The sequence below is a fragment of the Xanthobacter albus genome, from assembly GCF_043194895.2.
GTDB lineage: Bacteria > Pseudomonadota > Alphaproteobacteria > Rhizobiales > Xanthobacteraceae > Xanthobacter.
In genome coordinates, this window is sequence record NZ_CM195532.1 from 4,134,657 (window position 1) to 4,145,911 (window position 11,255).

Annotated in this window: 10 protein-coding genes; 1 reads left to right on the forward strand and 9 read right to left on the reverse strand. The window is 70.1% G+C overall.

What is annotated here, in order from left to right:
- Positions 1–486 precede the first annotated feature (486 nt).
- Complete coding sequence (locus V5F75_RS18460) at positions 487–3,453, forward strand: outer membrane protein (RefSeq protein WP_394035414.1); 2,967 nt, start codon at positions 487–489, stop codon at positions 3,451–3,453.
- 86 nt (positions 3,454–3,539) lie between these two features.
- On the opposite strand, the gene V5F75_RS18465 is transcribed toward V5F75_RS18460, so the two are convergent.
- The 9 genes from V5F75_RS18465 to V5F75_RS18505 all read right to left on the reverse strand — a co-directional run bounded on the left by V5F75_RS18465 (position 3,540) and on the right by V5F75_RS18505 (position 11,233).
- Positions 3,540–3,779 (reverse strand): hypothetical protein, encoded by a 240-nt coding sequence (locus tag V5F75_RS18465; RefSeq protein ID WP_394035416.1) that lies wholly within the window; start codon positions 3,777–3,779, stop codon positions 3,540–3,542.
- A 37-nt stretch (positions 3,780–3,816) separates the two neighbouring features.
- A complete protein-coding gene (locus tag V5F75_RS18470; RefSeq protein ID WP_394035418.1) occupies positions 3,817–4,170 on the reverse strand; it encodes a hypothetical protein in 354 nt (117 codons plus the stop codon).
- Between the two features lie 37 nt (positions 4,171–4,207).
- Positions 4,208–4,510 (reverse strand): hypothetical protein, encoded by a 303-nt coding sequence (locus V5F75_RS18475; RefSeq protein WP_394035420.1) that lies wholly within the window; start codon positions 4,508–4,510, stop codon positions 4,208–4,210.
- An 11-nt stretch (positions 4,511–4,521) separates the two neighbouring features.
- Positions 4,522–4,917, reverse strand: coding sequence for a hypothetical protein (locus V5F75_RS18480; RefSeq protein ID WP_394035422.1), 396 nt, complete (start codon positions 4,915–4,917; stop codon positions 4,522–4,524).
- 24 nt (positions 4,918–4,941) lie between these two features.
- The gene (locus V5F75_RS18485; RefSeq protein ID WP_394035424.1) at positions 4,942–8,151 is read right to left on the reverse strand and encodes an efflux RND transporter permease subunit; all 3,210 of its coding nucleotides are present in this window, start codon (positions 8,149–8,151) and stop codon (positions 4,942–4,944) included.
- On the reverse strand, positions 8,148–8,531 hold the full coding sequence (locus V5F75_RS18490) for a P-II family nitrogen regulator (protein WP_394035426.1): 384 nt from the start codon (positions 8,529–8,531) through the stop codon (positions 8,148–8,150). The genes V5F75_RS18485 and V5F75_RS18490 overlap by 4 nt, the downstream gene beginning before the upstream one ends.
- Complete coding sequence (ihpB, locus tag V5F75_RS18495) at positions 8,521–9,510, reverse strand: divalent metal ion exporter adaptor subunit IhpB (RefSeq protein WP_394035428.1); 990 nt, start codon at positions 9,508–9,510, stop codon at positions 8,521–8,523. Before ihpB ends, V5F75_RS18490 begins: the two co-directional genes overlap by 11 nt.
- Positions 9,507–10,808, reverse strand: coding sequence for a TolC family protein (locus V5F75_RS18500; protein ID WP_394035430.1), 1,302 nt, complete (start codon positions 10,806–10,808; stop codon positions 9,507–9,509). The genes ihpB and V5F75_RS18500 overlap by 4 nt, the downstream gene beginning before the upstream one ends.
- 65 nt (positions 10,809–10,873) lie before the next feature.
- On the reverse strand, positions 10,874–11,233 hold the full coding sequence (locus tag V5F75_RS18505; RefSeq protein WP_394035432.1) for a hypothetical protein: 360 nt from the start codon (positions 11,231–11,233) through the stop codon (positions 10,874–10,876).
- Positions 11,234–11,255: the final 22 nt, after the last annotated feature.

The window sequence follows — 11,255 nt, forward strand, 5'->3', positions numbered from 1 at the left end:
GTCTGCTCACGACCTCAATTGTCTAGAAGGCGACCTGCGGTTGAGCAACGCGCGCTCCCCGGGAGATTGCCCCGTCATCGACGCATTTGCGTCGGCAAAGCATGAAAGTGTCATAATGTGTCTTTTCGGTATCAGTTTGCCGGCGCGAAATGTCCGCGCAAAGGCCAACATGGCGCAATTATGAATTGCATCATGGGAGCAACACGCACCTGAGGGTGCGTACCGTCTTCCAGTCGGGGAATTCTCCGCCCGCTGCGCACCGGCAACAGCCCGCACTGCGATTCCCTTCTGGGCGAAAGACGCCATCTCCCGCAGCACCAGCAGCACCGCCCCCAACCGGCCTCAACCCGCACCGCGCGCGGAACCTCTCGCAAGCAATCCGGGATGCGGCTGAATGCCTGGGCACAGGTCTCGCCGGCGGCTTCCTTGGCCCGACGCGACACGGCACATTCCGGGCTCTTCGGGAATCGCGACGGGGGCGAAGCGATGATGGCGCGCGGCATTCTTCTGGCATCGGTTTCCGCGCTGGCGACGCTGGTCGCCACCCAACAACCCGGCCACGCGCAGGTGACGGCGGCGCCCCAGGAGGCGGGGAGCTGGACCGGCTTCTACATCGGCAGCTACGTGGGTTCCGCGAGCGTCGACACCCGCTGGGGCCCCGCTTCCGGCATTCTCGGGCCGCAGCCGGCGGGAGCACCCGGCGAGGGCTCCACGGCCGGGGCGATGATCGGCACCCAGCTCGGTTACAACTACCAGTTCGGTGCCTTTGTCGCGGGCGTGGAAGGAGATATCGGCCTCGGCTCGCTCTATTCGCGCGCGCGGTGCCTGCGCGAATGGGTCTCCGTCTGCACCTCCGACACCGACCTGCTGGCCACCATCGCCGGGCGGCTCGGCTACGCGTTCGACAATGTGCTGCTCTACGGCAAGCTCGGCGCGGCGTTCATGAACAACAGCTATACGGTGAGCGGCGTGGCCTATCCCGGCGTGTTCACCGGCTCCGGCGCGCGCGCCGGCTGGACGGCGGGCGGCGGCGTGGAGGTGGGGCTGACGCCGCAGCTCTCGGCCAAGGCGGAATACGCCTATCTCGACTTCGGCTCCGAGGGCACCACCCTGGCGAACCCGCCCCAGGCGTCCTCGGCCGCGATCGCCCAATCGGCGCAGATGGTGAAGCTGGGGCTCAACTGGCGCCCCTGGGGCGGGCCCCTGCCGAAGACGGGGCCGGCCCTGGCCGTGCCGGGACGGGACTGGAGCGGCTTCTACCTGGGCCTCCACGCCGGCGGCGCCTGGGGCCGGGATGAATGGACCTCCGGCACCGGCTTCCTGCTGGCGGACACCGCCGGCGGCAGCTTTCCGGGCTCGGGCAGTGCCATGGGGCTCATCGGCGGCGCCCAGCTCGGCTACAATTACCAGGTGGGGCCCTGGGTGGCGGGCCTCGACGTCTCGGCCAGCGCGGCCAATCTCAACAGCTATGCGAAGTGCATCTCCGGCAATCTCGGCTGGCCCGAGAGCCACGGCTGCCAGAACGGCATCGACAGGCTCGGCTCCATCACCGGGCGGCTGGGGCAGAGCTGGGGCGATCTCCTGTTCTACGGCAAGGCCGGCGCCGCCTGGGCCTCGGGCATGAGCACCGTGTTCCCCACCCATAACCTGCGCCGCTTCACGGATTCCGGCACCCGCTGGGGCTGGATGCTGGGCTCGGGCGTGGAATATGCGCTGACGCGGAGCTTCTCGGCCTTCATCGAATACGATTATTACGACTTCGGCACCCAGGACCTGACGCTGTCCGGCTCGGGCAAGAGTGCCTCCGCGAGCTTCAAGCAGCGGCTCGACGTGGTGCGGATGGGCCTCAACTATCGCTTCGGAGGCGCCGAAGACGGCGGCACAGGCGGGATGAAGGCACCGCAGCCGCCCGCCGGCTGGAGCACCGAGGTGGGCGCGCGCGCCTTCCTCAGCACCGGCCGCCAGCAGAAGGACCTGATGTCGCCCCTGCCCCCGGATCGCCTCAACTCCCGGCTGATCTACGAGGACACCACCGGCCGATCGCTGGAGACCTTCTTCCGCTTCGAGAACAAGGATGGCCTGTTCCTGAAGGGCTTCGCCGGGCTCGGCACGCTCTCCGGCGGCAGCCTCTATGACGAGGACTTCCCGGCCGAGGTCGTCTATTCGAACACCTTGTCGAGCCTGCGCAACGGCCAGCTCGCCTATGGCGGGCTCGATGTGGGCTACGACATCCTGCGGCAGAGCGGGGGCAGCCTCGGCGCCTTCGTGGGCTATCGGGCGCTGTACCAGAGCGTGAACGGCTTCGGCTGCCGGCAGATCGCAAGCGACCTCACCTGCGCCGTGCAATCGGCGGCGAGCGAGCCGGCGCTGCTGGACAATCTGGGCCTCAGCGAGACCGAGACCTGGCAGGGCGTGGCGCTCGGCCTCAACACCCGCCTCGCGCTCTCGGAGCGGCTGCGGCTGGAGGTGAATGCCGCCTACCTGCCCTATGTCACGCGCTCCAGCATGGACAACCACTGGTTTCGCGCCGACATCAACCCGCAGGTGGAGAGCGGCTCCGGATGGGGCGCCCAGATCGAGGCGGTGCTGAGCTATGCGGTGACGGACAGGCTGGATGTGGGCCTCGGCGGCCGCTACTGGTTCATGACCACCGACAGCGCCTCCACCCAGTTCCCCGGCACGCTCTTCCGCTCGCCCATGACCTTCTACACCGAGCGTTACGGGGCGTTCCTGCAGGCCTCCTATCGCTTCGGCGACATTCCCCCGATCGACGGCCCGGCCGCGACCAGCCCGGAAAACGCAGCTCCGGCCCCAGTGAGCTGGACCGGCCTTTATGTCGGCGGCGCGCTCGGCGGCGGCAAGGGGCGCTCCACCTACGCCTCCCCCTTCCCGCCCCCGGTGAGCGGCGACGAGGCGGACCTCGGCGGGGCGCTGGCCGGCGTCGCCGTGGGCGGCGACTACCAGATGGGCGCGTTCGTCTTCGGCGTGGAGGCGACCGCCGCCTGGGCCGACTTCGTGGGTACCAACACCTGCTTCTCGACCGCCGAGGCGGGCTCCCAGTCCGGTTTCGACTGCGGCAGCCGTGTCAACGCCCTCGGCACCGTGACGGGGCGCCTGGGCTACGCCTTCGACCGCACCCTCGTCTATGCCCGTGGCGGCTTCGCCTGGGACCGCCAGAGGGACCTGTTCAACAATTACAATTTCGTCGGCCAGATCCTCCGCGACAACAGCACCAATACCGGCTGGACCCTCGGTGCCGGCGTGGAATACGCCCTGCTGCCGAACCTGTCGGTCGGGCTGGAATACAAGCATCTCGACTTTGGCGGCTCCTCGCCCTTCACCACCACCGCGCCGCCCTCCCTGGCCGGCGTCAACCTCGCGCCCGACGGCCTGAGCCTGGACACCGTGGCCCTCACCGTGAACTACCGCTTCGACGCCATCGGCGGTCGCTAGAGGGCGGCCCCGCCCCTTCGGGCGCCGGGGCCATGAAAGGGTGAGAGGGGCGACGGTGCCGCCCCTCTCGAGTCATGCCATCAGCATCACTGCTGGGTGCCGGAAGCCGTGCCGCCGACGCGGCCGGCCTGGCTCCTGGCGTCGGTCGGCTGAGGCCGGGGCGCGGTCGAGGCGCTTTCGGCCTTCCCGCTCGGATAGTTGTTCTTCTGGGCGTCGATGAATTCGTGCCGCTCCTGCTCCTCGGCGCTGAGCGTCGGGGAATAGGGCTCGGCCGAAGCCACGACGGGGAGAAGGACGAAACCCAGGGCGATGATGTAACGCTTCATGATTGAACCTCGAATGTTGAATGTCGTCTTGAACTGTTCAGGCCATTTCAACATTCGTGGCTCGGGGCGGCGGCGGCTCCACCTCCGGGGCGACGCCGGCCGCGACGCGATCGGCGCTCAGCCACCGGCCCCTCACATCCCACCGGATCGGCCAGCTGGGCGGTACCATCACGGCGAGATGCGGGCAGGCATGGCACTCGCACCGCACGAGCGCGCAGATCGGCTGTCCGGAGGACGAATCCCGCTCCTCGTGATGCGCGGCATCGGTCAGGCTCACGGCCGCCGCGGGTTGCGCATACGCATACAGGCCATCGCCGGCGCCGAGGGGCGCCAGGCACAACCCGGCCACCAGCAGCAGACGCAGCAGGACGAGCCGCAGCAGCCTGCTCACCTGGCAACTCCCGCCGGCCGGTCGAGCGCAGGCGCCGTCACCGGGCGGCTCCGTCCCGCGAAGGCTGCCCGGCCGCGGGCTGGCCACTGCGTGCCGGCGCGCCTGCGTTGTCCTTGCTGCCATCCGCGCCGCCGCCCGACCCCGCGTTCGCTGGCGTGCTGCGGCCGTGCGGAGCGGGGTGGGTCAGCCCGAGCTGCGCGTCGCGGAACTGGTGCTCCTGCTTCTCGCGATAGGTCTTCGGCTGCGGATCGAGCGCGAGGGCGGCGCCAGCCGGCAGAACCAGCGCCGCAAGGGCGCCGAGCGCGGCGGCGCGCGGCGCGAGCTTTCCGATCATGGTCATGGGACGTCTCCTCAGTGCGTCGTGAACTTCGCCTGGCCGGACTTGCCGGCGGCGGTCTTGAGAACCAGCGTCACGGCGGTGCCCGGCGCGATGGGCGCGGGCGCCTCGCCGACGAGGGTTTCACCGGAGGGCTTCAGGGCGAGGGTCTGGCGCGCCCCGCCGAGGACCAGCATCGCGGAACCGGAGAAGCCGGTGGTGTCCACGCCCTTGCCCGCGCCATCGAGCACGTGAACCGTCAGCGTCTTGCCGGACACCTCGATCTCGGCGTGCACGCCGGCGATATCCTCCAGCGCGCCGCCATGGGGTCCCTTCTGGGCGCCGTGGGCATGGCCGCTTTCGGCGTTGGCCTGGGCGAGCACGGGGCTGGCGGCCAGGAGGCTCGCCGCGACGATCAGATGCTTCAACATGGGTTGGTCTCCGTTCTCAGATGTTCAGGAGGCAGGGTTTTCCGCCGCCGCGTGCGAGGGCGCGGCAGCCTTGGTCTCGCGCCGGAACAGCACGTAGAGCGCCGGCAGCACGAGCAATGTGAGGATGGTGGAGGAGACGATGCCGCCGATGACCACGGTGGCGAGCGGCCGCTGCACCTCCGCGCCGGGGCCGGTGGCGAGCGCCATGGGCACGAAGCCCAGGGAGGCCACCAGCGCCGTCATCAGCACGGGCCTGAGGCGCGTGAGGGCGCCCTCGCGCACGGCGGCGACGATCTCCCGCCCCTCCTCGCGCAGCCTCTGGATGAAGGCGATGATGACGAGGCCGTTCAGCACAGCCACACCCGAGAGCGCGATGAAGCCGATGCCGGCGCTGATGGAGAGCGGCAGGTCGCGCAGCAGCAGCGCCGCGATGCCGCCGGTGAGCGCCAGCGGCACCCCGGAGAACACCAGCGCCGCATCCGCCACCGAGCCGAAGCTCATGAACAGCAGCAGGAAGATGAGCGCGAGCGCGATGGGCACCACGATGGCGAGGCGCTGGGTGGCGGAGACCAGCTGCTCGAACTGCCCGCCCCAGCCGATCCAGTAGCCTTCCGGCAGCTTCACCTTCTCGGCCACCTGGCGCTGCGCCTCGGTGACGAACGAGCCGAGGTCGCGCTCGCGCACGTTGGCGCTCACCACGATGCGGCGCTTGCCATCCTCCCGGCTGATCTGGTTGGGGCCGGGGGAGATGGAGAGGGTCGCGATGGAGGCGAGCGGCACGTAGCGGATCTGCGCGTTGGCGCCCGAAGCCCACACCGCCGGGCGCGGCTTCTCCCGGTCGGCGGTCGCTGGCGGCAGGGGCACGGGAAGGGCGCGCAGGGCCTCGATGTCGGTGCGCAGCTCCTCGGGCAGGCGCACCATGATGTCGAAGCGCCGGTCGCCCTCGAACAGCACGCCCGCCGAGCGGCCGCCCACCGCCACCTCGATCAGCTCCTGCACCTCCGCCACGCTCACGCCGTAGCGGGCCATGGCCGGGCGGTTGAGCGAGACCGTGAGCATGGGCAGGCCCGAGACCTGCTCGGTCTTCACGTCCGCCGCGCCGGGAACGGCACGGATGACGGCCTCCACCTGCCCCGCCACCTGAAGCAGGGTGTCGAGGTCGTCGCCGAAGATCTTCACGCCCACATCCGAGCGGATGCCCGAGATCAGCTCGTTGAACCGGAGCTGGATGGGCTGGGACAGCTCGTAATTGCTGCCGGCCACGTCCTCGGCGGCTTCCTCGATGTCGGTCATCACCTGGGCCTTGGGCTTGCGCGGATCGGGCCATTCGGCGCGCGGCTTCAGGATGACGTAGCCATCGGAGATGGAGGGCGGCATGGGATCGGTCGCCACCTCCGCCGTGCCGGTGCGGGCGAACACCTCCTTCACCTCCGGCACCTGCAGCAGGCGCTTTTCCAGGGCCTCCTGCATCTCCACCGACTGGGTGAGGCTGGTGCCGGGCACCCGCAGCGCCTGGATGGCGGCATCGCCCTCGTCGAGGCTCGGGATGAACTCGCCGCCCATGCGCGAGGCCGCGACGCCGGTGGCGACGATGAGCCCCGCCGCCGCCAGCGCCACCACGGCGCGATAGTTGATGGCGGCGTCGAGCAGCGGCGTGTAGATGCGCCGCGCCGTGCGCATGATGATGTTCTCGTGCTCCGAAACCTTGCCGGTGACGAGCAGCGCCACCGCCGCCGGCACGAACGTCATGGAGAACAGAGCCGCCGCCGCCAGCGCCATCAGCACCGTGACCGCCATGGGCGTGAACATCTTGCCCTCCACCCCGGTGAGGGTGAGCACGGGCAGGTAGACGACGGCGATGATCATGGTGCCGAACAGGCTCGGGCGGATCACCTCCTTCGCGCCGGCGAGGATGGTCTGGAACCGCTCCGCCCGCGTCAGCAGCCGGCCGCGCTTGTGCTGCTCCTCCGCCAGCAGGCGCAGGCAGTTCTCCACGATGATGACGGCGCCGTCGATGATGATGCCGAAGTCGATGGCGCCGAGGCTCATGAGGTTGGCGGAGACCTTGTTCTCCACCATGCCGGTGACGGTGAGCATCATGGACAGCGGGATCACGCAGGCGGTGACGATGGCGGCGCGGAAATTGCCGAGCAGCACGAACAGCACCACCACCACGAACAGCGCGCCCTCCAGCAGGTTCTTCTCCACCGTGGCGATGGTGGCCTCCACCAGATGGGCGCGATCGTAGACGGCGCGGGCCACCACCCCCTCGGGCAGCGAGCGGGAGATGTCCTGAAGCTTCGCCGCCACCCTCTGGGCCACGGTGCGGCTGTTCTCGCCGATCAGCAGCATGGTGGTGCCCAGCACCACCTCCTCGCCATTCAGCGTGGCCGCGCCGGTGCGCAGCTCGCGGCCCTCGCGCACCTCGCCGATGTCGCCGACGCGGATGGGCGTGCCGTCGCGGCTGCCGATGACGATGTCGCGGATTTCCTCCACGCTCGCCACCTGGCCCGGCGTGCGCACCAGGTACTGCTCGCCGTTGCGCTCGATGTAGCCGGCGCCCACGTTGGCGTTGTTGGCGGTCAGCGCGGTCATCACGTCGCGGAACGAGATGTTGTAGGCCATCAGCCGCGCCGGGTCCGGCAGCACGTGGAACTGCCGGGCGGAGCCGCCGATGGTGTTCACCTCCACCACGCCGGGCACGGTGCGCAGCTGGGGCTTGATGATCCAGTCCTGGATGGTGCGCAGGTCTGTGGGGCTGAAGGGGGTGCCGTCTGGCTTCCTCGCGCCCTCCTTCGCTTCCACCGTATACATGTAGATCTCGCCGAGGCCGGTGGAGATGGGGCCGGGGGCGGTCTCCACGCCGGGCGGAAGCTGGTCCTTCGCCTGCTGGATGCGCTCGTTCACGAGCTGGCGAGCGAAGTAGATATCGGTCCCGTCGCGGAACACCACCGTGACCTGGGACAGGCCGTAGCGGGAGAGCGAGCGGGTGTATTGCAGCCCCGGCAGGCCGCCCATGGCGGTCTCGATGGGGAAGGTGATGCGCTGCTCCACCTCCAGCGGCGAGAAGCCGGGCGCGGACGTGTTGATCTGCACCTGGACATTGGTGATGTCCGGCACCGCATCGATGGGCAGCCGCGTGAAGTTCCACGCGCCGAACGCGCCGACGATGAGGCAGGCGATGACCACCAGCCAGCGTTGGCGGATGGAGAAGGCGAGGATGGCGTCGATCATCGCGCCGCCTCCGTGCCTTCGGCCGGGGCGCCCGCCTCGCGGATGCGGACGAAACCCTCCACCGGGGTGACGAACACCACCCCGTCGCCGCGGCGCCCGGTCCAGCCGGCGGCGGCGATCACGGCGCTGACGGCCTCCACTTCATGGGCGTGGCAGACGATCTCCAGGCGCAGGTGGCGCTGGTAGACGAGGTCGTACTCGCTCGCCACATAAGTGCCGCCGACGCCGCGCCCGCGGCCCTGGCCGCGCGCCTCGACGATGGTGAAGCCATGGAACTCCGCGCGCTCCTGCAACGCGCGCACCACCTTTTCCTCGAGGTGGGGATGGATGAGGGCGGTCAGCAGCCTGAGGCCCTCGGACGCAGCGTTCTCAATGCTCATGGCTGGCGCTCCCCTTGGCGAGCTCCGCCTTGACCACGAACGCATTCTTCGCGGCATAGACATCGCCCGGCATCAGGCCGAACAGCACCTCGGCCCATTCGGCGTCGCGCGCGCCGATCTCCACGTCGCGCGGCTCGAAGGCATCGCCGTTGCGCACGAACACCACGGTGCGTCCGTCGATGGTCTGGAGCGCGCCGGTGCGCACGGCGAGGTCCACCGGCTTCTCCGCGAGGGTGATGGTGCCCACCGCGAACAGGCCTGGGCGCAGGCGCAGGCCGTCATTGGGGATCACCACGCGGGCGAGCGCGGTCTGCGTATCGGAGGCGCCGATGGGCGACACATAGGCCACCTCGCCGGCGATCGGCGCACCGCCGTCGTCCGGGTCCACCTCCACCTTGTCGCCGGCGCGCACCCGCGCGAAATCACGGCGGTAGACGGAGAGATCCACCCAGAGCGTGGAGAGATCCGCCACCACGAAGGCCGGCTTCTGCTCGGAAACGTATTCGCCGAGCGCCACCTGCCGGTCCACCACCGTGCCGCCGATGGGCGCCTTCAGGTCATAGGTGGTCAGGCTCTGGTTGCTCTCGATGACCGCGAGCACATCGCCCTTGCGCACGGTGTCGCCGATGCGCACCCTGATCTCGCGCACGATGCCGGGGAAGCGCGGTGTCACCTGCACCACGGTTTCCTGGTTGGTCTGCACCAGGCCGTTGAGCCGCAGCTTCTGCCGCAGTTGCTCCGGCCCCGCCGTCTCAAGGCCGATGCCGGCGGCGGAAAGCTTGGCGTCGTTCAGCTCCACGGCACCCTCGCCGTGGGACTCGCCGCCCTCCCCGTGGCCGCCTTCGGCGCCAGCTCCGCCCTCGGCGGCCACCGTGCCGGCGACAGGCGCCGTGGGGCCCTGGAAGGCATAAAGCGCACCCGCGCCGGCCACGAGGCCGACCACGAGCATCGCCAGGTCGCGTCGCGCCGTGCGGCTCATTTCGTCTTTCCCTTGTTGAGGTTCACCGGCCGGCCGGTCAGACCCTCGATGGTGGCGAGCGCGGTGTGGAAATTGACCAGCGCGTCGAGCTCGCGCAGCGACGCATCGGTGAGCGTGGACTGGGCGTCCAGCAGCTCCAGCAGCGTGTAGCGACCCTCGCCATAGCCGCGCTCCACGCCCTCGAAGGCGCTGCGCGCGCCGGGAATGGTGCTGGCGCGCAGGAGGCTGATCTCCTCATAGGCCGCCTTCAGCGTGTCATGGGCGCGGCCGAGCTGGGAGATCAGGGCGCTGCGGGCGATGGCCTCCTCGGCCTCGGCCCGGCGCAGGGATTCCTGCGCCTCGTAGATGCCGCCCTCGTTGCGGTCGAACACGGGGATCGGCACCGAGAGGGTGAGGCGCATGCCGCTGTCGGCGGTTTCGTTGTAGTGGCGATAGCCGACGCCCAGGGTCACGTCCGGCACGGTCTTCGCCTGGGCCGCGCGCAGCTCCGCCCGGCGCTGCCCCTGGATGGCGGTGAAGCGCGTGAGCTGCGGATTGCCCTGCGCGTCCTTGACGAGCCGCGGCAGGGGCGGCGGCGCGCTCACCTTGAACAGGTTGCCGGTGGCGCTGCCGAACTTCGCCTCGTCCAGCCCCATGAGCAGTGCGAGATCGCGCCGCGCGGTGCCGAGGGCGGCCTTCGCCCGGTCCAGCTCCACCTTGGCGAAATCCGCGGCGACGCGGGCGCGGGAAATCTCCGCCGGAGACGAGGCGCCCGCCTCCACCCGCGTCTGCAGCAGCGGAGACAGGCGGGCGATGGCCGCCGCCTGCCGATCGAGGATGGAGACGCGCTGCTGCGCGCCCAGCACGGCGGAGAAGGCGGCTGTGGTTTCCGCCAGCACCTGCAGGCGGGTCGCCTCCCGCTCCCAGCGCGCGACCGTGACGCCCGCTCCGGCGGCGGCCATGCGCGCCTCGCGCTTGCCGCCCAGCTCCACGAGCTGGCTGATCTGAAGCGTCTGCTCCGCCAGGTCCAACCCTTGGTAGGAGCCGGACCCCATGGCGTTGTCCACCTCCAGCGACAGGCCGGGATTGGGCAGCGCGGCGGCCTGCGTGGACCGGCCGGAGGCCATGCCGATATCCCGCTCCGCCGCGGTGAGGCGCGGATTGGCGGCGAGCGCGCTCGCCAGCGCGCTGGTCAAGACAAGGGGACGCGCGGATTGGGAACGCGTGGGCTGAGGACGCGCGGTTTCGGCGCGCGCCTGCGTCGCCGGCAGCAGCACGAGGGCTGCCGCAAGCGCACGCGCGAGGGCACGAGGCGGCATGGTCTGATCCGATGACTGTGAGCTGAGCGCAGGCGCAGGGCGCCCGCGCGCGGACAGAGATCAGATCAGGCGCAGGGAGGACGGATTTCGGTGGGGACGATGCGGCCGGCGGTGAGCACCGGCTTGCCCGCCTTGGCGGCGGATGTCAGGCGCTCGAACCGCGCAGCGGCCACAGTCGGCAGCATGAAGGCGACGCAACCATGGCAGCCATGGTCGACGGCGGAAGCGTCGGCCAAGGGCGAGGACGTATCGTCGCGCTGGGCCTGATCCGCTGAATGGCCGGCGAAGGCGATGTCCGGAACGAGGCCGCCGGGATCGGAAAAGCCCAGGTCCAGCCCCACGGCGGCGGCTTTCGCCTCATCCACGTGGCGCGCGCTCACCGCATTGAGCATCGGGCCCGCGACGAGACCGATGACGAGCGCCATCACCACGCTCCGGCGAAACGCC

Excerpts from the sequence above, each read along its gene's own strand:
- V5F75_RS18460 (WP_394035414.1), top strand. The coding sequence starts at position 487 with ATGATGGCGCGCGGCATTCTTCTGGCATCGGTTTCCGCGCTGGCGACG.
- V5F75_RS18485 (WP_394035424.1), bottom strand. The coding sequence starts at position 8,151 with ATGATCGACGCCATCCTCGCCTTCTCCATCCGCCAACGCTGGCTGGTG.
- V5F75_RS18490 (WP_394035426.1), bottom strand. The coding sequence starts at position 8,531 with ATGAGCATTGAGAACGCTGCGTCCGAGGGCCTCAGGCTGCTGACCGCC.
- V5F75_RS18475 (WP_394035420.1), bottom strand. The coding sequence starts at position 4,510 with ATGACCATGATCGGAAAGCTCGCGCCGCGCGCCGCCGCGCTCGGCGCC.
- ihpB (WP_394035428.1), bottom strand. The coding sequence starts at position 9,510 with ATGAGCCGCACGGCGCGACGCGACCTGGCGATGCTCGTGGTCGGCCTC.
- V5F75_RS18480 (WP_394035422.1), bottom strand. The coding sequence starts at position 4,917 with ATGTTGAAGCATCTGATCGTCGCGGCGAGCCTCCTGGCCGCCAGCCCC.
- V5F75_RS18500 (WP_394035430.1), bottom strand. The coding sequence starts at position 10,808 with ATGCCGCCTCGTGCCCTCGCGCGTGCGCTTGCGGCAGCCCTCGTGCTG.
- V5F75_RS18505 (WP_394035432.1), bottom strand. The coding sequence starts at position 11,233 with ATGGCGCTCGTCATCGGTCTCGTCGCGGGCCCGATGCTCAATGCGGTG.
- V5F75_RS18465 (WP_394035416.1), bottom strand. The coding sequence starts at position 3,779 with ATGAAGCGTTACATCATCGCCCTGGGTTTCGTCCTTCTCCCCGTCGTG.